13 protein-coding genes are annotated in these 21266 nt (G+C 65.1%); 5 read left to right on the top strand and 8 right to left on the bottom strand.

Annotated elements, in window-relative coordinates:
• Window positions 1-23: 23 nt before the first annotated feature.
• Together ACYVHT_RS15945 and ACYVHT_RS15940 are read right to left on the bottom strand one after the other, a co-directional pair.
• Window positions 24-1445, bottom strand: a complete 1422-nt coding sequence (locus ACYVHT_RS15945) for a RagB/SusD family nutrient uptake outer membrane protein (RefSeq protein ID WP_460553908.1) — start codon at window positions 1443-1445, stop codon at window positions 24-26.
• Between the two features lie 184 nt (window positions 1446-1629).
• On the bottom strand, window positions 1630-4674 hold the full coding sequence (locus tag ACYVHT_RS15940; RefSeq protein ID WP_460553906.1) for a SusC/RagA family TonB-linked outer membrane protein: 3045 nt from the start codon (window positions 4672-4674) through the stop codon (window positions 1630-1632).
• 324 nt (window positions 4675-4998) lie between these two features.
• Here ACYVHT_RS15940 and ACYVHT_RS15935 point away from each other — a divergent pair, with 324 nt between their 5' ends.
• Window positions 4999-7797 (top strand): substrate-binding domain-containing protein, encoded by a 2799-nt coding sequence (locus ACYVHT_RS15935; protein ID WP_460553903.1) that lies wholly within the window; start codon window positions 4999-5001, stop codon window positions 7795-7797.
• 231 nt (window positions 7798-8028) lie between these two features.
• Window positions 8029-9066, top strand: coding sequence for a LacI family DNA-binding transcriptional regulator (locus ACYVHT_RS15930; RefSeq protein WP_460553901.1), 1038 nt, complete (start codon window positions 8029-8031; stop codon window positions 9064-9066).
• Window positions 9067-9429: 363 nt separating this feature from the next.
• On the opposite strand, the gene ACYVHT_RS15925 is transcribed toward ACYVHT_RS15930, so the two are convergent.
• Window positions 9430-10539, bottom strand: a complete 1110-nt coding sequence (locus ACYVHT_RS15925; RefSeq protein WP_460553898.1) for a glycoside hydrolase family 53 protein — start codon at window positions 10537-10539, stop codon at window positions 9430-9432.
• Window positions 10540-10861: 322 nt separating this feature from the next.
• Between ACYVHT_RS15925 and ygiD the strand changes: the two genes are divergently transcribed.
• The 3 genes from ygiD to ACYVHT_RS15910 all read left to right on the top strand — a co-directional run bounded on the left by ygiD (window position 10862) and on the right by ACYVHT_RS15910 (window position 13861).
• On the top strand, window positions 10862-11683 hold the full coding sequence (gene ygiD, locus ACYVHT_RS15920) for a 4,5-DOPA-extradiol-dioxygenase (protein ID WP_460553895.1): 822 nt from the start codon (window positions 10862-10864) through the stop codon (window positions 11681-11683).
• A 98-nt stretch (window positions 11684-11781) separates the two neighbouring features.
• Entirely contained in the window at window positions 11782-12459 is a 678-nt protein-coding gene (locus ACYVHT_RS15915) for a response regulator transcription factor (protein ID WP_460553892.1), read from the top strand.
• Window positions 12460-12535: 76 nt separating this feature from the next.
• Window positions 12536-13861: a sensor histidine kinase gene (locus ACYVHT_RS15910; RefSeq protein WP_460553889.1), complete on the top strand. Its 1326-nt coding sequence runs from the start codon at window positions 12536-12538 to the stop codon at window positions 13859-13861.
• On the opposite strand, the gene ACYVHT_RS15905 is transcribed toward ACYVHT_RS15910, so the two are convergent.
• The 5 genes from ACYVHT_RS15905 to ACYVHT_RS15885 all read right to left on the bottom strand — a co-directional run.
• Window positions 13858-14859 (bottom strand): alpha/beta hydrolase fold domain-containing protein, encoded by a 1002-nt coding sequence (locus tag ACYVHT_RS15905; protein ID WP_460553886.1) that lies wholly within the window; start codon window positions 14857-14859, stop codon window positions 13858-13860. The two genes, ACYVHT_RS15910 and ACYVHT_RS15905, sit on opposite strands and share 4 nt — an antisense overlap.
• Before the next feature lie 100 nt (window positions 14860-14959).
• The gene (locus ACYVHT_RS15900) at window positions 14960-16756 is read right to left on the bottom strand and encodes a HAMP domain-containing sensor histidine kinase (RefSeq protein WP_460553883.1); all 1797 of its coding nucleotides are present in this window, start codon (window positions 16754-16756) and stop codon (window positions 14960-14962) included.
• A gap of 150 nt (window positions 16757-16906) precedes the next feature.
• Window positions 16907-18073 carry a sensor protein KdpD gene (locus ACYVHT_RS15895; protein WP_460553880.1) on the bottom strand — a complete coding sequence of 389 codons (1167 nt, stop codon included), beginning with the start codon at window positions 18071-18073 and terminating at the stop codon, window positions 16907-16909.
• 100 nt (window positions 18074-18173) lie between these two features.
• Window positions 18174-20141, bottom strand: a complete 1968-nt coding sequence (locus tag ACYVHT_RS15890; RefSeq protein ID WP_460553878.1) for a KUP/HAK/KT family potassium transporter — start codon at window positions 20139-20141, stop codon at window positions 18174-18176.
• A 92-nt stretch (window positions 20142-20233) separates the two neighbouring features.
• Window positions 20234-21266, bottom strand: a 1033-nt coding sequence (locus tag ACYVHT_RS15885; RefSeq protein ID WP_460553874.1) for a porin, incomplete at its 5' end; no start/stop codon positions are given.

The following is a 21266-nucleotide window of genomic DNA, read 5'->3' as shown; positions in this document are numbered from 1 at the left end:
GGCGCAACCTCACGGTTTCCCCGTTAGTTATACCCCGGGTTCTGCGTCAGATTGGGGTTGAGCTGCAGCTCGGGCTGCGGAATGGGGAACAGCAGGTACCTGGGGTCCACGGTGCGGTTGAAGATGGCGCGCTCGCGCTCGAACAGCCGGCCCAGGCGCACCAGGTCGAACCAGCGGTGGCCTTCCTGCACCAGCTCCCAGCCGCGCTCGCGCACCAGCATGTCCACGAAGGCGTCTTTGGTGGTGGTGCGGGTGCTGGCCCACTGCGGCAGGCCGGCGCGGGCGCGCACGCGGTTGTAGCCGTCGTATTTCAGCGGGTCGTTGGGGTTGAGGTTGTTGCGGGCTTCCGACTGCAGCAGCAGCACGTCGGCGTAGCGGGTGATGAGGTAGTTGGCGCGCGAGTCGTTGATGATGCGCTTGTCGTCGCGGAACTTGTTGAAGAAGTAGCGGGCCAGCGTGGTGGTGCCGGCCTGGTTGCTGATGTTCCAGGCCCGGCGCACGTCGGTGGTGCGGTAAGAGCGCACGAGGCTGTCTTCCACCGTGAAGGTGCCCAGCCCCTGCAGCTGCGAGGGCAGGAACTGCCGCACGATGATGCTGCCCGTGTTCGGCGGCAGGTCGAACTGGATGCTGAAGATGTGCTCCGCCCCGTTCTCCTTGTCGGGGTTGAACACGTCGCCGTACACCGGCAGCAGGCTGTACTGGTTCGAGCCGATGACGCGGTTGCAGGCATCGAGGCCGCTCTGGTTGTCGGTGGGCTGGGCGGCGCTGGAAACGGCGCGGGTCAGGTACACCTTGGCCAGCACGGCGGCGGCGGCGCCCTTCGACACCCGCCCTTTCTCGCCGGCCGGAATCTGGTTTTCCGAATAGCAGTTGGCCTCGGCGTATTGCAGGTCCTCAATAATCTGCTGGTACACCTGGGCCAGGGGCGTGCGCGGCGGGCGCAGGTCGTCGGCCGGGCCCTTCACCGTGGCGGTGATGAGCGGCACGTCGCCGAAGCAGCGCACCAAATCGAAATAGCCCTGGGCGCGCAGAAAGCGGGCATTGCCGACGATGTTGGCCTTGCGCCCGGCGTCCATGTTGATGGCCGGCACCTTCTCAATCACGTCGTTGGCCCGGTTTATCATCCGGTACGAGTTGGTCCACCAGCTGTTGATTTCGGTGTTGGTGGGCGTGTAGGTGAAGCGCGAGAGCTGGGCCCGCTCGTCGGTGCTGGAGCCCACCCGAATCAGCTCGCCGGGCAGCTCCGTGATTTGCCAGCCCGTGCGGCCGTAGTACGTCTGGGGCAGCAGCGCATTGAACACGCCGTTGAGCCCGGCAACGGCGTCGCTCTCGTTCTGGTAAAAGTTTTCGGCCGCCAGAAAGTCGGCCGGCTCTTCCTGGAGGAATTTCTCGCAGGAGCTCAGGCCCAGGGCCAGGATGCCGAGCAGGAGGATATTTTTTTTCATCGGGAATGGATGGGAAAGTCGGAATGGGAATGAGCGCGGGCGGGGGACCTCACCCCCGGCCCCGGTTCGCTTGATGCGCGAAGCCCGCGGAGAGGGGAGCCTGACGATTGAAGGCGACTGCCTACGTCTGCGCCGCCGTGGCTCCCCTCTCCACAGGAGAGGGGCCGGGGGTGAGGTCCCGGCGTTAGAACCCCAGCCGCACCCCGGCAATGAACGTGCGGGTGCTGGGGTAGGCGTTGTAGTCGGTGTTCAGGCTCAGGTTGTCGCTGCCGAAGGAGTTTACCTCGGGGTCGTAGCCGGTGTACTTCGTGAAGGTCAGCACGTTCTGGGCCGTCACGTACACGCTGGCCGACTTGATGACCTTGCTGAACTTGGGCAGCGTGTAGCCCAGCGTCACGGTTTTCACGCGCAGGAAGGAGCCGTCCTCCACCACGTCGCTCACGATGCCGGTGCTGCGGCGCAGCGTGCTGCCGGCCCGCGGAATGGTGGTGTTGGTGTTGGTGGGCGTCCAGCGGTTGGTCACGGTTTCGAGCTTGTTGGTGGTCGTAATGCCCGACTCCAGCTCGTAGCGGTTCAGGTTGAGCACATTAGAACCCTGCACGCCCTGCAGGAAAATGCTCAGGTTGAAGCCGCCGTACTTGAAGCCGTTCGTGACGCCGTAGATGAACTTGGGCTGGGCCCGGCCGATGATGACGCGGTCGGCCGCCGTGATGACGCCGTCGCCGTTCTGGTCCACGTAGCGGGGGTCGCCGGGGCGCACCACGGTTTTGGTGCCGCTGGCCGTAATCTCGTCCTGGCTCTGCCACAGCCCATCAAACTGGTAGCCGAAGAACGTGCCGATGGGCTCGCCCACGCGCAGCAGGCTGGTGTTGCCCAGCCCCGAGCCCACAAACAGGCTGGAGCTGGAGCTGCCCACGTAGCGCTCGTACTCGCCGTTGAGGTCGAGCACCTTGTTGCGGTTCAGCGAGAGGTTGAGGTTGGTGTTCCACGAAAACTTCTTCGTGTCGATGTTCGTCGTGTTCAGCGCCAGTTCCACGCCCTTGTTTTCCACGCTGCCCGCGTTCAGCAGAATGCTGTTGTAGCCGCTGGTGCGGGGCGTCGATACCTGCAGGAGCAGGTCGGTGGTTTTCTTGTAGTAGGCATCGGCCGTGATGACGATGCGGTTTTGCAGAAACGCCACGTCCACGCCCGCGTTGGCCGCCGCCGTCGATTCCCATTTCAGGTTGGGGTTCGGGATGTTCAGCGGCACCAGGCCCACCAGGCGGGTGCTGCCCGAGGCGTAGGAGCCGGCGTCGTAGCGGGCCAGCGACTGGTAGTTCGGGATTTCCTGGTTGCCGGTCACGCCGTAGCCCAGGCGGATTTTCAGGTCGCTCAGCGCCGTGAAGCCCGACATGAATTTCTCGTCAATCAGCCGGTAGGCAAAGGCCGCCGAGGGGAAGTAGCCCCACTTATTATTGGCCCCGAAGCGCGACGAGCCGTCGGCCCGCAGCGTGGCCGTGAACAGGAACCGCTCGAAAAGCCGGTAGTTCACCCGCCCGAAAAACGAGGCCAGCGTGTTCGAGGGCCGGCCCGAGTTGGGGGTGAGCACCACGGCGGCCAGCGCCAGGTTGTCGGAGCCCAGGGTGTTGGTGAAGAAGTTGGTGGCCGAGGTGCCGAAGTTGTCGCCGAAGAACTGCTGCTCGGTCACGCCCACCACCACGTTCAGGAAGTTGTTCTCGTTCAGCTTCTTGTCGTAGGTCAGCGTGTTCTCGTTCAGCCAGCTGTAGCGGTAGGTGGTGCTGCGCGTGGCCGAGCCGTTGGTGAGGCGGCCCTGGAAGATGTCGGACGGCCGGTACTGGTTCACCTGGTTGTTGTTGTAGTCGAAGCCGCCGGTCACGCGGGCCGTCAGGCCGGGAATGATTTCGTAGTTGGCCGCCACGTTGAACAGGCCGCGGGCCACCGTGCGCTGGTCCTTCACCTCCTCGGCGTAGGCAATGGGGTTGCCCACGTCTTCCACGTAGGGCAGCGGGCCGTTGGAGTAGGTGTAGTTGCCGAAGGCATCGCGCACCGGCACCACCGGGCTAATGCGCAGCGCATCAAGCAGTACGCCGCCGTTGCTGCCGCCCGAGGAGTTCACAAACGCCCGGTTCTCGAAGGTGCCGGCCACCTGGCTCGAAAAGTTGAAGCTCAGCTTGGGGCTGATTTTCTTGTCGAGGTTCAGGCGCACCGTGGCCCGCTTGAAGCCCGAGTTCAGCACAATGCCCTGCTGGTCGAAATAGTTGAAGCTGAGGTTGTAGCGGGTTTCCTCGGTACCGCCGTTGAAGCCCAGCTGGTAGTTGCTCATCGGGGCGGGCCGAAACAGCTCGTCCTGCCAGTCGGTGCCCTCGCCCAGCGAGTCAATCTGGCTCTGGCGGTAGGGCGGCGGCAGGGTGGTCGAGCCGGCGTTCACGTCGTTCAAATACTGGGCAAACTGCCTGGCGTTCATCAAATCGAACTTGTGGCGCACCAGCTGAATGCCCGTGTAGCCTTCTGCGCTGATGGTGCCCTTGCCCACCTTGCCCTTCTTGGTGGTGATGAGGATAACGCCATTCGCGCCCCGCGAGCCGTAGATGGCCGTGGCCGAGGCGTCTTTCAGCACCTCAATGCTTTCGATGTCGCTGGGGTTGATGGAGTTCAGGTCGCCCGCGCCGGGGAAGCCGTCCACCACAAACAGCGGCTCGTTGCCGGTATTGATGGAGTTGGTGCCGCGAATGCGGATGGACACGTTGCCGCCCGGCTCCGAGTTGGTTTGCGTCACCTGCACGCCGGCGGCGCGGCCCTGCAAAATCTGGTCGGCCCGCGCAATGGGCGTTTCGGCCACCTGCTCGGCCGAAATCGACACCACCGAGCCGGTAATGTCGCGCTTGCGCTGGGTGCCGTAGCCCACCACCACAATTTCGTTGAGGTCCTGGGCCTGCTCTTTCAGCTGCACATTGATGGAAGTGGAGGTGCCGATGGACTGCTCGAAGGATTCGAAGCCCACGAACGAGAACACCAGCGTACCACCATTGGCCGGCACGCTCAGCTCGAATTCGCCGGCGGCGTTGGTGCTGCTGCCCGTGGTCGTGCCTTTCAGCAGTACCGACACGCCGGGCAGGGGCGTTTTATCCGTCGAATTGAGAACCCGCCCGGACACTTGCCGGGTCTGGGCTTGGGCTGCAAACGTTCCCAGGAACGCCAGCAGCCCAATAAGGAGTCGAAGTTTTTGCATAATTGGTGGGATTAGTTGGGTGAGTGAGGGCTCATTTATTCAGTAAATAAAGAGGTCTGATTCCCCCACATGGCTCCAAAAAAACGTTTTTTTACGGAATCGTTTACGTAAAACAAACATCCAAAACACTGTTAATCAATTTATTGCTTCCAATCTTCGGGCAAACCATAGTCAGCACCGCGGCTCCTTGGCTATGGGCGCAAAAGCCTGGCGCGGGCCAGCCGAAGCCGCCCTGATGCAGCACGGACCGGCACGCCCGCGGCACGCCGTATATTTGGGTAGGCCGGGTGCTCCGTTTCACCCCGGCATTTCCAGAATTACCCCGTGACTAGTAGGATTGGCTTTCGAGTATGGGCGTGGCTGTGGCCGCTGGTGGCGCTGCTCAGCAGCTGCGCCGAGCCAGCCCGGCCGCGTGCCTACCGCATTGGTTTTTCGCAGTGCAGCACGCAGGGCATCTGGCGGCAGGCGGTGCTGGATGGCATGAAGCGCGAGCTGAGCTTTCACCCCGAAGTGCAGCTGCGCATGCTGGATGCCAGGGACAACAGCCAGCGTCAGGCCCGGCAAATCAGGGAGTTGCTGCGCGATGGCATCGACCTGCTGATTGTGTCGCCCTACGAGCCCGGCCCCGTGACGCCCGCCGTGGAAGCGGCCTACGAAACGGGCATTCCGGTGCTGTTGCTCGACCGCCGCATTACCTCGCAGGAGTTTACGGCTTATGTGGGGGGCGACAACGTGGAAGTGGGCCAGACGGCGGCGCGCTACGCCGCCAGCCTGCTGCACGAGCACGGCAGCGTGATTGAGCTGACCGGGGCGCGGAAGTCGTCGGCCACCGCGGGGCGGCACCAGGGCTTTGCCCGGGGCATGGCGGCCTACCCCACCATGCACGTGGCGGCCGAGGTGACCGGCAACTGGAACATCACGACCTTGAAAGCGCCGCTGAAAGCCGCGCTGCTCGCGCATCCGGAGGCCACGCTCATCTTCGCCCACAACGACAACATGGGCCGCAGCGCCGCCGAGGTGCTGCAGCAGCTGGGCCTCAGCCAGAAGGTGGGCATCATTGGCGTCGATGGGCTGGCGCTGGATTTGGTCGATAAAGGCGTATTCAGGGCTTCGCTGCTGTATTCGCCGGCCGGCGAGGACGCCATTCGCACGGCCCTGCACATCCTGAACCACCAGCCCTTCAAGCGCGAGAACAAGCTGAGCACGGTCGTCATCGACTCAACCAATGTGCAGATGATGATGCAGCAGCGGGAGAAAATCCTCACCCAGCAAAAGGACATCGAACAGCAGCACGGCTTGCTGCAGGGCCTGCGCGCCACCTACGCCAGCCAGCGCACCGTGCTCTACGGCCTGCTGGCCACCCTGCTCGGGGCCCTGGCGCTGGGCGCGGTGGCCTGGCGCTCGGCCCGCAAAAACCGCCTCATCAACCACCAGCTGGTGCTGCAAAACGCTGAGAACGACAAAATCAACCGCCAGCTGCTGGCCCAGAACGAGGAAATCAGCCAGCAGCGCAACCAGATTCAGGCCCTGGCCGAGCAGGCCCGCGCCGACACCGAGGCCAAGCTGCGCTTCTTCACCAACTTCTCGCACGAACTGCGCACCCCGCTCACCCTCATCATGGGGCCGGTGGAGGAATTGCTGGGCAGCAGCCCGGAGCTGAGCGGGGCGCAGCGGCAAGACCTGGCGCTGGTGCAGCGCAACACCCAGCGGCTGCTGCAGCTGGTGAACCAGCTGCTGGACTTCCGCAGGATTGAAGTAGGCAAGATGGCCGTGCGCGCCACCGAAAGCGACCTGGTGGCCTTCGTGCGCGAAATTGTGGAGGCCTTCGAGAAGCCGGCCCGGCGGCGCGGCGTGCAGCTGCGCTTCGTGGCCGCCGAGCCGGCGCTCTACGCCTGGTTCGACGCCAACCTGCTGGACAAGGTTTTTCTCAACCTGCTGTCCAACGCCCTGAAATTCACCCCCGAGCAGGGCCAGATTACCGTGAGCCTGCAGGCTACCGAAGATGGCCGCGCCTGGCGCGTGAGCGTGGCCGACACCGGCCCCGGCATCAGCGCGCAGGACCGGGCGCACGTGTTCGAGTGGTTTTACCAGGGCGAGCAGGGCGCCGTGGCCAAGGGCTCGGGCATGGGCCTGGCGCTGGCCCACGGGCTGGTGCGCCTGCACCACGGGCAGCTCACGCTCAGCAGCCTGCCGGGCCAGGGCAGCACGTTCACGGTGGCGGTGCCCTGCGAGCTGCCGGCAGAGCTGCGCATGAGCAATGCGGCCGGCCGGCCGGCGCTGGCCCTGGACGAGCCGGAGCTGCTGCCCGATGAGTTCGGCCCCGGCGGGTCATTGGCCCTGCCCGAAACAACCAGCGACACGCTGGTGCTGGTGATTGAGGACAACGCCGAGGTAAACGACTTCCTGGCCCGCAAGCTGCGCGGCGACTTCCGGGTGCAAACGGCTACCGACGGCCACAGCGGCTTCCGGCTGGCCACGGAGCTGATTCCGGACCTGATAGTGTGCGACGTGATGATGCCCGGCCTGGGCGGGCTGGAGGTGGTGACGCAGCTGCGGGCCGACTGGCGCACCTCGCACATCCCGGTGGTGCTGCTCACGGCCCGCTCGGCGGCCGAGCAGCAGCTGGAAGGCGTGCAGGCCGGCGCCGACCTCTACCTGACCAAGCCCTTCAACCCCGCCTTTCTGCTGGAGAGCGTACGCACGCTGCTGGCCAACCGCGCCCGCCAGCGCGCCCACTTCCGCCGCGAGCTGAGCCTGGACACCGCCACGGTAGCGCCCGCCAGCCCCGACCAGAAATTCCTCCTCGACCTCACGGCCGTGGTGGAGGCCCACCTCACCAAAACCGACCTGAGCGTGGAGGACGTGGCCCGCGCCCTGGGCATCTCGCGCATGCAGCTCTACCGCAAGGTGAAGGCCGTGCTGGGCACCGGCGTCACCGATTTCATTCAGAGTCTGCGCCTGACCAAAGCCCGCGAGCTGCTGCTCGATGAGCAGCGCACCGTGTCGGATGTGGCCTATGAGCTGGGCTTCTCCTCCCCTTCTTATTTCTCCACCAGCTTCCGGGCGCGCTACCAATTGTCGCCGTCCGAATTCCGGGCGCTGCACGTATCGGCCCTATCCTGAAACAAACTCGAAAGCCCTGTTATAAAAACGAAACCGAGCTGTGATGCAGCCCGGTTTTTTTTATTTATAACAAATTAAAAATTAATTGATTAAATAAAAATTGCCTTATGAACAGCCTGTGTAATAAATGAGCAGGATAGTGGCCCGTGGCGCGTGGAATTTTGCAGGAGTTGGCTATTGATGCCGGCGGGGGAAAAGCGACGGGTCCGCCAGCTTCTCCCTCTACTTCTGATGCAAAATCCCACCCGTCCCATGAGCTTTGTCAATCTAAAACAGCTGGCCGGCGAGCTGGGCCTGTCGTCGTCCACGGTGTCGCGGGCCATGCGCGACAGCTACGAAATCAGCACCGCCACCCGCGAGCGGGTGCAGACCGTGGCCCGCCAGCTCAACTACCAGCCCAACCCGTTTGCCGGCAGTCTGCGCAACAACGTCACCAAAACCATTGGCGTGGTGCTGCCCCAGGTCGATAACCATTTCTTTTCGCTGGCCATCAACGGCATCGAGGAAGTGGCCCAGCAAAACGGCTACCACGTGCTCATCTACCTCACCCACGACAGCGGCGAGCAGGAAAAAGCCGTGGCCCGGTACCTCACCGGCGGCCGCGTCGATGGGGTGCTCATGGCCCTGGCCAGCGGCACCCGCAGCGTGGCCCACCTCGAAAAGCTGCGGCAGCGGGGCCTGCCCCTGGTGCTCTTCGACCGGGTGAGCGACAGCCTGAGCACGGCCACCGTCACCACCGACGACTACACCAGCAGCTACCAGGCCACCGAGCACCTGTTGCGGGCCGGCTGCCGCACCATCGCGCATTTACAGGTGTCGGGCACGCTGTCCATCGGCAACAAGCGCCTGCACGGCTACATGGCCGCCCTGCACGACCACCGCATTGCGTACGACGCGGGCCTGGTGCTCAACGGCAGCGGCTCGAACGCCGACAGCCTGCGCAAAATCAAGAACCTGCTCCAGCAGCGGCCCGGTATCGACGGCATCTTTGCCTCCGTCGAGCGCCTGGCGCTGAGCAGCTACCAGGCCTGCCAGCAACTGGGCCGCGCCATTCCGCAGGACATTAAAATCGTGGGGTTTTCCAACATGGAAACCGCTTCCCTGCTGGCGCCCAGCCTCACCACCATCACCCAGCCGGCCTACGCCATCGGCAAAGAGGCGGCGCGCATTCTGTTCCAATCTATTCTCAAGCACAAGCCCGTGCTACCCGCCCACAGCATGGTGCTGAAATCGGAGCTGGTGGCGCGGGCATCTACGGCCACTCGCTAGATAGCCCAAAGTCGGGGCCCCGCCAAGGGGGCCTGTGGCCATTCTTGGCTATTAGCGAGCGACGTAAAACCAGATAGTGGCCTACACAACAGCTGGCCAGGGAAACCCGAGAAGCTGGTTTTTAGCTGTTCTTATCCAAGCCAACAAGTCATTTCCGGGCCTTACGCGGCCGCAAACAAGGCCCCCACGGAAGCGTGAGGGCCTTGTTTGTTGACACGGCCTGCATGTGCGGCGGCGGGAAGTTGCTCAGCAGGGCCGTCCTTTTCACACAGACGGCCCTGCGAATGAAAGACGCTTCCGCTTGCTCAGAGCTTCCCCGGCCCCGAACGAAATCCAAGGCCCATCATCAGGCTGGCGCATTGCCTACCTGGCCGGCCGCTTTGGCTTGGCGGCGGGCCTGGCAGCCGGTTTGGCGGCCGGCGCCCGCTCGGCGGCGGGGGCCAGGAAGGCGTTGAGGGCGGCGGTGGGCTTGCCGTCGGCACCCCAGGCGCTGAGCTCGTAGTGGCTCCAGCTGCGGGCGCCTTCGGGCTCCCAGTAGAACACGCCCAGGCCCTTGCCACCGGGCACAGCGCGCACGGCCTGCTGCACGGCCACCAGCAGGTCGTAGGTGTCCTGCACTTCGGTGTCCACGCCACCTACTTCGGCCACCACCACTTCTTTGCGGTAGCGACTGGCCATGTCGGCGAGGTTGGCCTGCAGGTTGCCGATGGACTCTTTGTAGTGCTGCTTCAGCCAGAACGGGTAGTACGACATGCCAATCACGTCGTATTTGCCACCGTTTTTGGTGAGCTCATCGAAGAACCAGCGGTAGAGCTCACCGTTGTTGCCCCGGTCCAGGTGCACGATGACTTTGGAGGAAGGGCTCACCGCCTTCACCGCTTCGTAGCCCTTGTTGATGAGCTGGGTGAGCTGGGGAAAATTCTTGGTGCTGCCTTCGGGCCAGAGCATGCCGCCGGGAATCTCGTTGCCCACCTGCACCCACTCGGGCGTGATGCCGGCCGCTTTCAGCATGGTCATGGTGCTGAAGGTGTGGTCGTACACATCGGTGAGCAGCTGCGGGAAGGGGTGGCTGGCCCAGGCGGCGGGCTTGTTCTGCTTGGCGGGGTCGGCCCAGCTGTCGCTGTAGTGAAAGTCAATCATGAGGCGAAAGCCCAGGGCCTGGGCGCGCTTGGCCATGGCCGTCACCTCGGCAGGACTGCAATGGCCGCTGGCTTTGTCGGCGGAAGGGTTGACGAACACCCGCAGCCGGATGGAATTGATGCCCTTGCTTTTGAGAATCTGAAAGCAGTCCTGGGCCACGCCCTGCTCGTTGTAGAACGTGTAGCCGGTGGCTTCCATCTGCTGGAGCCAGCCCACGTCGGCTCCCTTGGCAAACGTTTGGGCAGTGGCGGGCACGGCCACCAGAAAAGCCGAGCACCAGGCGATGCCAAGCAGGAGGACTGCGCGAAAGGCAGCCGGGGAAATAACTTTCATTGCGAAGATTGGATGGAGGATGAGTGCCGAAGGACGGGCCGAACCGGCGATGCGGCCCCACGACGGGAGCAAAACTAGCGGGCCGTCAGCGGAAAAGCGGGATGCCCCGGCGCAGCGCCAGCGCCCCTTGTGGTAATGCAGCGCTTTGGCGCGCCCTCGGGCATGGATGGCGGCCCGGCCGCCTTTCTTATCCTGGGTCAATGCCGGGGCCGGGCGCGGCCCCGACCTTTGCGGCATTCCCCGGAACCTGTTTCCCGCGCTTGCCATGCACCGCCGCTCTTTGTTCAAAAACCTGGCGCTGATGCCTTTACTCCCTCTTGCCATGAACCTGAAATCCTTGTTTGCCGCCGCCGCCAGCTACCCCCCGACGCCCCTTATGCCGGTGCTGTTTGTGGGCCACGGCTCGCCCATGAACGGCCTGGAAGACAACGCCTTTACCCGCAGCCTGCACCAGCTGCGGGCCCGCCTCACGCCCCCGAAGGCCATTGTGGTGGTTTCGGCCCACTGGCAAACGCGGGGCACGTTTGTGACCAATAACCAGCGCCCGAAAACCATTCACGACTTCGGCGGCTTTCCGCAGGCGCTGTTCGACATGCAGTACCCCGCGCCGGGCGCGCCCGACCTGGCCCAGGCCCTTGTGGAGCACGTGCACGAGGTGCACGGCTCGGCCGACTGGGGCCTCGACCACGGCACCTGGACCATTCTGCACCACCTCTACCCGCAGGCCAACATTCCGGTGGTGCAGCTCAGCCTCGACTACACCAAGCCGCTGGCCTGGCACTTTGCGTTTGCCCGGCAGCTGCAGTTTTTGCGGGAGCGGGGCGTGCTCATCATTGGCAGCGGCAACGTGGTGCACAACCTGCAGCTGAGCATGCCCAAGCTCATGGCCGGCGATGCCTCGGCCTACGACTGGGCCACGGAGTTTGACCTGTGGGTGAAGCACAAGCTCGACCAGGGCGACCTGGCCGGCCTGGTGCACTACCAGCAGGCGGGCCGGGCCGGGGCGCTGGCGGTGCCCTCGCTCGAGCATTACCTGCCCCTGCTCTACAGCGTGGGCCTGGCCCGGCCCGCCGAGGCCATCACGCACACGCACGAAGACGTGACGTATGGCGGCCTCAGTATGCGCACCTTCCAGGTGGGCTAGCGGCCGGGCGCAAGTGCCGGGCGGCAAACCGGCGCCCGGCACTTGCCGCTTCTACGGCGGGTTGTGCGTAAGTTTCGGCCCACGCAACCTGCCGAGTGATGAAAGTTTTACTTGTTGAAGACGAAGTGGCCCTGCGCACGGCCCTGCTGGGCTCGCTGAAGCAGGCCGGCTACCTGGTGGAAACCGCCGCCGACTTTGCTCAGGCCCAGGAGAAGATAATGCTCTACCAGTACGACTGCGTGCTGCTCGACCTGACGCTGCCCGACGGCTCGGGCCTGGACCTGCTGCGCGCCCTGAAGGCCGGCAATTCGGCGGCCGGGGTGCTCATCATCACGGCCCGCGACGCGCTGGATGACAAGATTGCGGGCCTCGACCTCGGGGCCGACGACTACCTCATCAAGCCTTTTCACCTCTCGGAGCTCAACGCCCGGCTGCGAGCCATCATTCGGCGGCGGCAGTTTCAGGGGCAGCCGCAGCTGGTGTTTCGCGACCTGACCGTGCTGCCCCACCTGGCCGAGGTGCAGGTGCACGGCGAGGCCCTCGCCCTCACCCGCAAGGAGTACGACCTGCTGCTCTACCTGCTGGCCAACCCCGACCGCGTGCTCACCAAAGAGGCCATTGCCGAGCACCTCTGCGGCGACCAGGTGGACACGGCCGACTCGTTCGACTTCATTTACACCCACCTCAAGAACCTGCGCCGCAAGCTGCAGGAAAAAGGGGCCGACAACTACATCCGGACCATGTATGGCGTGGGCTACAAGCTGAGCCCGCAATAATGCCCACTGACAATAACGGGCGGGCGCGACGCGGCGTATAGGTGCTGGCGTACGCTCTTTCCCGTTCGTTTTCTGCATGAAGCTGCTTGCTGCTACCACACGCTACTACCTGGTTCTGAATGTGCTGCTGTTCAGCCTGGGAAGCTTTGCGCTTTATCAGGGCATCAACTGGGCGCTGCGCACCGAAGTCAGCGAGCAGCTGTCCATTCGGCGGCAGGAGCTTCAGCAAAAGGCCCGCGCCAACCAGCTGCCCCCGGTGGCGGCCCTCGAAAAGCTGCTTTTCGTGAGCCGCCAGCCCCGGCCGGAGGGCTTCCGCGACACGATTCTGCCCGACAACATTGAGCACGAGATGGTGCCACACCGGCTGCTCACGTTTCCGCTCGCGCTGCGCAGCGAGGGCCGGGTGTGGGTGACGCTGCACAAGTCGCTGGTCGAAACCGAGGAGCTGCTGGGCGTGGTGCTGGCCGTGATGCTGGGCGCGCTGGCCCTGCTGGTGGCGGGCCTGGTGGTGCTGAACCGCTGGCTCACGGGCCGCCTGTGGGCCCCGTTCCGGCACACGCTGGCGGCCCTGCGCGGCTACGATTTGCAGCAGCACCAGCCCCTGAAGCTGGGCACGCCCGCCATTGCCGAGTTTGCCGAGCTGAACCAGGCCCTCACCACGCTCAGCCAGCGCCTGGCCGCCGACTACGACAGCCTGCGCGAGTTCACGGCCAACGCGGCCCACGAAACCCAGACGCCGCTGGCCATCATGCAGGCCCAGCTGGAGCAGCTGCTCCAGCTGCCCTCGCTGGCCCAGGACCCGGCCGCCGCGCCCCTCGTGGCCGACCTCTACGGGGCCACGCTGCGCCTCTCGCGCCTGCACCAGGCCCTGGGCCTGCTCAGCAAGATTGAGAACCGGCAGTTTGGCCAGGCCGTGGCCGTGCGCCTCGACCAGCTGGTGGCCGAAAAAGTGGCCAGGTTTGAGCCCCTGCTCACGGCCCGCGAGCTGCGCTACGGCCTCAACATCAGCACCGAGCCCGTCATCGTGACCATGCACCCCGGCCTGGCCGATTCGCTGGTGCACAACCTGTTGCAGAACGCCGTGAAGCACAACGTGCCCGGCGGCGAGCTGGCCATCAGGCTCACGCCGCAGCACCTCAAAATCAGCAACACCGGCCCGGCCGTGCAGGGCGACCCGGCCCGGTTTTTTGAGCGTTTCCGCAAGCACAACGCCGCATCCGACTCGCCGGGCCTGGGCCTGAGCATTGTGCAGCAAATCTGCGCCTACTACGGTTTCGGGGTAGAATACACGGTGAGCCAGGCGGGCACCCGGCACACGCTGCGGGTGCAGCTGGCCGGCCCGGCCCAGGTGCCGCCCACGCCGGCCGCCGCCCATGTAGCAGCCGGCTCCGGCCCGGCCTAGCGCTTCTGCTTAAACACCCTGTCCAGAAAATCCGCCGTGTAGTTCAGGGTCGGCTCGAACCAGGGATTGAACAGCGGAAACGGGTGCGGCGCGGCCGGAAACGAATGCGTTTCGTGGTAGATGTGAAAGCCCTCAAGCTGCCGGGCCATGTCGTCGCGGCCGGCGTGCATGCGGTCCACCGAGCTGTTGATGAACAGGATGGGCGGCGTTTGGGCCGTGACGTGGCTTAGTGCGCCGGCCTGCTGCCACAGTTCCGGCTTCTCGGTTTTAGAAGCGCCGAGCCAGTACGTGGCGGCCGACTTGCCTTTGCTGTCGTCGCCCTCGCCCGACTCGGGATGGATGAAGGCCAGCGTGCCGTCCACGTCCACAATGGCCTGCACGCGGCTGGAATGGCCCGGCTGGCAGCCAGTGCCCTCAAACTGCGGGTCGCCGTTGGTGGTGCCCACCAGCGCCGCCAGCTGCCCGCCCGCCGAGAAGCCCCAGATGGCCATGCGCATGGTGTCAATCTGGTACGCCCCGGCGTTGGCGCGCAGCCAGCGAATGGCCGCCTTCAAATCGAACACCGCAGCCGGGTACAGGGCTTCGGTCGAGAGCCGGTACTCGGCCGTGACGGTCACGTAGCCCCGCGCCGCCAGCTGCTGGGCCATGGGCACGTGCTGCGCCCGGCTGCCCGAGCGCCAGCCGCCGCCGTGCACCAGCAGCACGGCCGGGTAGCCCGGCCGCCGTTTCGCCACCGGCCCAAACACGTCGAGCTTCAGCTGCCGGCTGCCGATGGCGCAATACGTCACGTCCCGGGCCTCGCGAATGGTGCGCGGCACCGCCGGCGCGGCAATGCTGATGCCGGGGTCCTTCTTGCGGGCTTTGAGAAACGCGCTGTGCGTGCTGAACGAAGTATCGGGGGGCACGGGGAGCTGCTGGGCTCCGGCGGATAGCACCAGCCCCGAAAGCAAGCAGGCCGCCAGCCACCAGCGCCGCAAAAGGGAGGAAGAAACGGTCATGAGCGTTGAGGTCGGGCCAGGTTCCGGAGGCAGTCGCCGAAGAAGAGTTAGCCGCCCCGAATAACGCTCATTTCAGGCAATTCGCTCCGCCTCCACCCCATCAAACGGCCACCGGCAGCGTGAAGCGGAACGTGCTGCCGCTGCCCAGCTCGCTTTCCACCCACAGCCGGCCGCCCTGCGTGGTGATGAACTCGCGGGCAATGCTCAGGCCCAGGCCGGAGCCGCCCCGGTAGCCGGTTTTGTCGGGCAGCTGGGCGAAGCGCTGGAAGATTTTTTCGTGGTGCTCGGCCGCGATGCCGGGGCCGTGGTCCTGCACGCTCACCTGCACGAAGGCGCCGGCCACGGCCGCGCGCACCGTCAGCACTTCGCCCACCGGCGAGTAGCGGATGGCGTTGGCCAGCAGGTTGATGAGCACCCAGGTGGCTTTTTCCACGTCGGCGCGGGCTTCGGGCAGGTTGGCGGGCAGCTGCAAATCCAGGCGCAGCTGCTTGTCGGTGAGCTGGGGCTGCACGGTGGCGGTGGCAAAGCGCACCACGTCGGCAATGTCGGTGGGGCGCACGTCGAGCTGGATGCCGGCCCCGGCGTCGAGGCGCGACACGTCGAGCAGCTCGGCCACCATGCGCTGGAGGCGCTGGGTTTCCTGGCGGATGTAGCCGGTCACGCGCTGGCGCTCGTCGGCGGGCAGGCGCTCGTCCTGCAGCAGCTTGGTGTTGAGGTTGATGCTGGACAGCGGCGTTTTCAGCTCGTGCGACACCGTGGCCAGGAAGTTCGACTTCACCTGGTCGAGCTTCTTGAAGTCGGACACGTTGCGCAGGGTCAGAATCTGGCCCACAAACTCCGTCTTCTCGGTGGCTTCGTTGAAGGAAACCAAATCCTGCACCGCCAGGCGGTAGAAGGCCTCCTCGCCGCGCTGGCTGATGTGCAGCAGCGGCGCTTCGGCCACGGCCGCCTCGCGGTTGGGCGCATCGAGGGGCCGGAGCATGGCCTGAAACAGGTCGTTTTCGAGGCGCACGGTGGCGGCGGGGCGGCCCACCAGCTTTTCGGCAGGCATGCCCAGCAGCTCGCACAGCACGGGGTTGGCCAGCAGAATGTGACGGTTTTCATCGAGCAGCAGCAGGCCCTCGTCCAGGGTGTTCACGATGCTGGCGGCGCGGTTGCGCTCGGTGATGAGCTCGGCGGCGGTGGAGGTGCGGTACTCGCGCAGCTGGCTCAGCATGCGGTTGAAGGCGCGGGCCACCTGGCCGAACTCGTCGTGGCTTTCCTGCGGAATGCTGGCCGCGAAGTTGCGCTCGGTGGCGTGGTCCAGGGCGGCGGTGAGCTTGCGCAGGGGCTGCACGGCCGCTTCGGGCACGCTGCCCACCAGGGCCAGGGCCAGCAGCACCGCCAGCGTCACGAAAATGAGCAGGTTGCGGTTGGCCTGGTCGGCGCGCTGGTTGGCGGCTTCGGTTTTGCGGTTCAGGGCGTCGGTGTTCAGCGCCATCATCTGGTAGGTGAGGCCGCCCAGCCGGTAGGGCTCGGCGCTGATGCCCAGCGGGCCGGCCGGCCCGGCAGTGGCAACGCGCAGCGCCTGCTGCTGGTGCTGCCGCAACTGCCGGGTAAGGCGCTGGAGGTCATCGACGACCTGCTGCTCGCCGGGCTCGGTCACGTTGCGGGCCTCTTCGCGCAGGGCCGCGGCGAAGGCCGCCGTGCCCGCCGTATCGGCCAGGGGCTGCCGGCTCAGCTGGTCGAGGCTTCGGAGCATTTGCAGGCCCAGGTTCACTGAATACAGGTTGGCCTTGAGCACATCGCGCGAGCTGCGGTCGAGCTGCCGCAGCGAATAGTACGCGTAGCCGCCGATGCTGAGCACCAGCAGCAGCATGGCCAAAAAGCCGGTGGTGATTTTGGTTTTGAGGTTCATGATTTTGATTGGTTTTCAGCGGCCAGTTGACCGTCATGCTGAGCCTGTCGAAGCATCTCTACCGCTTCGTTAAATCGGATTGATTACCTGCGCAGTAGAGATGCTTCGGCTGCGCTCAGCATGACGGGCTTCTTTGGTAATACTTCACAGTCAATACGTCACCAAATACACATCCACGTCGCGCCCATCGTCGGCCACGGCGCGCAGTAGGTCGGCCGTCACGCCGCGCCGCGAAAGCTGCTCCCACAAGCCCTTTTCGCGGGTGATGCCGCAAATCAGCAGGGTCGCGCTTTTCTCGGCGGCCACCCGCCGGATGGCCCCCACAATGTCGTCGTCCTTCACCCGCAGAATCTGGGCGCCCAGCTCGGTGGCCAGCTGCAGGTTGTTGAGCAGGTGCCGCTGCGTGGCCAGGCCGATGCGGTCGGCGGTTTCGCGGCCGGTCTGCACGTAGAGCACGTACCAGGCGGCGGCCGAAAATCGGTCGGCCAGCCGCGAGGTCTTGCGGATGATTTCCCTGGCCGCCGCGCTGTTGGAGTTGATGCAGGCCAGCAGGCGGTCGTCGTTGCGGCGCTGCGGGGCCACGGCGGGCGCGCCGCCGGCGTCGGACTCCACCTGCCGGCCCAGCAGTTGGGCCACTTCGCGCACGGCCAGCCGCCGCAGCTGCAGCAGGTTTTCGGCCTGGAAGAAATTGGCCAGCGCGGTGGGCACCTTGGCCGGGTCGTAGATTTTGCCTTCCTCGAGGCGGGTGCGCAGCTCGCCCACGGTCAGGTCCACGTTCACCACCTCGTCGGCCTGCTTCAGCAGCTGGTCGGGGATGCGCTCGGTCACGTCGGTGCCCGTGATGCGCAGCACCTGGTCGTGCAGGCTTTCGAGGTGCTGCACGTTCACGGCCGTAATCACCGAAATGCCCTGATTAACGAGAAACTCCACGTCCTGCCAGCGCTTTTCGTGGCGCGAGCCAGGCACGTTGGAGTGCGCCAGCTCGTCCACCACCACCACCTGCGGCCGGCGCTGAACGATGCCCTCCAGGTCCATTTCCTCCAGCTCCCGGCCTTTGTAGAAAATGCGCTTGCGCGGCAGCAGGGGCACGTTTTTCAGCTCGGCCACGGTGCCGGCGCGGCCGTGGGTTTCCACGTAGCCCAGCAGCACATCCACGCCGTGCTGGTGCAGGTCGTGGGCTTCCTGCAGCAGGCGAAAGGTCTTGCCCACGCCGGCCGCCAGCCCCAGGTACACCTTGAGCGTGCCGCGCCGCCGGGCCTGCACCAGGCGCAGAAACCGCTCGGCAGATTGGTCGCGAAGGTCGGCGGTGGGGTTCATGGGAGAAGTTGATGGTCAGGAAAAATAGAGCAGTCATGCTTCCGCTCCGCTCAGCAGGACTGCTCTGATTTATGAGCTCCTAGTCAGGCCTATGCGCCATTCAATTGCGCGTGAGCTTCAGCTCCGGCCGCGGGGGCATGTGCAGGGGCACGTTTTCGACGGTGAAGGTGCTGTTGTCCAGCCCGAAGCTTTCGGTTTCGGACGCGCCCAGCCACTTCAGCCAGCCGTGCAGGCGCAGGGCGGTGCGCTGCCAGCCGCGCAGCAGGTACTGGTAGGGCAGGGTTTTGTTGAGAATCACGAACTGGAAATCGCCGGTCACTTCCTGCCCGCGCAGCGACTCGTAGCGCGAGGTGATGTCGACTTCGTGGTTTTTCACGAGGTCGGCCACCACCTGGCGGTACATGTAGTTCAGGGCCTGGTCGACGCGGAAGCCGAGGTAGAAGTCGATGCGCACCAGCTCGTTGGGCAGCATGTGCGTGACGTGGTAGTGGCGGGTGTAGGGCTCGTCGGTGGTGGTCACGTGCACCAGGTAGTACACGTCGGCCCGCTTGGGGCGCTTCTTGAAAATGCTGTGGACGATGGCGTTTTCCACCTGCCGCCCGTCTTCGGCCTTGGTGAGGTACACGAGGTGGGTGGCGTATTTGGGCACGGTTTCGTCGTTGCTCAGGCGCTGGAGCAGCGGCAGCCAGTCGGCCAGCGGCACAAACTCGGTGAGCTCGTTGCGGATGCGCTGGCCGGCAATCCAGCTCAGCATCACCAGCAGCAGCAGGCCCGCCAGCAGCACCGACAGCCAGCCCCCGTGGCTGAACTTGGCCAGGTTGGCCACCAGAAACGAGCCTTCGATGCTGCCGTAGAGGCCCAGGAGCAGCGCAATGCCGGCCCAGTGCGTGCGGCGCAGGCGCAGGTAGTAGCCCAGCAGCACGGTGGTCATGAGCATGGTGATGGTGACGGCCAGCCCGAAGGCGGCCTCCATGCGGCCGCTCTCGCGGAAGTAGAGCACCACGCCCACGCAGCCGGCGCACAGCAGCCAGTTCAGGCTGGGCACGTAGGCCTGGCCGCGCAGCTCGGTGGGGTAGTTCACCCGCACTTTGGGCCAGAAGCGCAGCCGCAGCGCCTCCACCACCAGCGTGAACGAGCCCGAAATGAGGGCCTGCGAGGCAATGATGGTGGCCAGCGTGCACAGGGCAATGCCCGGCAGCAGCGCCCACTTCGGCATCATCAGAAAAAACAGATTCTGCTCGCCCAGCGGCCCGCCCAGGTGGCGCAGCAGCCACGCGCCCTGGCCCAGGTAGTTGAGCACCAGGCAGGTTTTCACGAACGTCCAGGAGCCGTAGATGTTGTGCCGCCCCACGTGGCCCATGTCGGCGTACAGGGCTTCGGCCCCGGTGCTGCACAGGAAAATGCTGCCCAGCAGCCAGAACGCGCCCGGCACCTGCGTCACCATCGCCAGGGCGTAGTGGGGGCTCAGCGCCCGCAGAATGCCGGGCTCCTGCACCAGCTGCACCACCCCAAGCACGGCCAGCATCGAGAAAAACACCGTCATCACCGGCCCGAACAGCTTGCCAATTACCTGCGTGCCAAACTGCTGAAACGCAAACAGCCCCACGATAATGGCCACCACAATGGGCACCGTTTGGAGGTCGGGCTTCAGAATCCGCAGCCCTTCGATGGCCGACGCCACCGAGATGGGCGGCGTGATGATGCCATCGGCCAGCAAAGCCGCCGCCCCGACGACGGCCGGCAGGTACAGCCGCCGCACCGGCAGCCGCCGCAGCCGCGCGTACAGCGCCAGAATGCCGCCCTCGCCGTGGTTGTCGGCCCGGAGCGCCAGCACCACGTACTTCACCGTGGTGAGCAGCGTGAGCGTCCAGATGATGCAGGAAATCGTGCCCAGCACCACCGCCTCGGTCACGGGCTGCGTCACAAACACGCCCCGCACCGTGTAGAGCGGCGAGGTGCCGATGTCGCCGTACACGATGCCCAGCGCCACCAGCAGGCCCGCCGCCGTGGCCCGGCTGTGGGCGGTGGGCAGCGGGGCTTGCGGAACGAGGGGGGCGGTGGTGCTCATGGGGTTTAAACAGGTAATTGACAATGGCTGAAAGCACGTCCGGCTTCGACTGCGCTGCGCTCAGCAGGACGTGCTTTAGCCTTTGGTCGCTTTTAGAACGACAGCGCGATGCTCGTCGTCACGTTGCCGTAGCTGCGGTTGTCGGCGTTGTCGCTCCGCGCAAACACGCCCTTCATGCCGTTCAGGTAGCGGCCTTCCACCCGAAAGGCCACGTTGCTGGTGGGCAGGTAGTCGAGGTTGAGCGAGCCGCCGGCGACGCGGAAATTCTGGTCTAGCGCCCGGGGCATGATGCTGCGGATGATGACGCCGCGCTCGGCGTAGTAGTACTCGCCGCGCAGCGTGGCCGAGAGCTTGTCGGCCAGCTTGTGCTTGATGAAAACGGCTCCGGTGTGCCAGGTATCATATTTTTCGCTGCCCACGCCGCGCTGCTTGCCCACGTCGAACACCACGGCCAGGTTGGTATGCTCGGAGGCGGCGTAGGTGATATAGAAATCGTGGAAAAAGCGGCGGCGCACCAGCGAGTCCTGCGGCTGCTCGTTGCCGTAGAAGGTGCTGCTGTTGATGAGGATTTTATCCGACGGCTTCCACTGAATCTGGGTGCCGAGGGCCTTGGCCTGGTTGGTTTCGCGGATGTTCTGCCAGCCGTTCAGCACCAGCCCGGTCAAAGTCAGCTTGGGGCCGACTTCGTAGGTGAAGCGCGCGCCCGACTCGTAGTAGGGCGAGTTTTCGGCCATAATGGAGCGGGTCAGCGTCCAGTTATCCTTCGAAATAGCCGACTCGAACCCGATGTGCGAGCCGAAGATGCCCACGTCGAGCCAGGCCTTGGCGAAGGGCCGGAAGCCCGCGTAGGCTTCGTACACGTGCTTGAGCACGGGGTCCTCGGCCGCGTAGTTGGCGCTCACGTAGGTGCCGGCGTGCAGGCCAAGGGCGCCGCGCACTTTGCCGTCATCATAGCGCAGGCCGATGAGGGCCTGGTTGATGGTGAACTCGTTCTGGCGGCCGTGCGAGTAGAGGAAGGGCTGCCGGTCGTTGCCGTTGGCGTGGTTGAAATCGTAGCCGTAGTAGGCATCCACGAAGCCGTAGGTGGTGAGCGGGCCGGGCGCGGGGGCCGGCGGCGCCGGGGCG

It is taken from the genome of Hymenobacter daeguensis (genome assembly GCF_054780555.1).
Note: the sequence above shows the minus strand (reverse complement) of the source record. Positions and strands in the feature narration are given on the sequence as shown.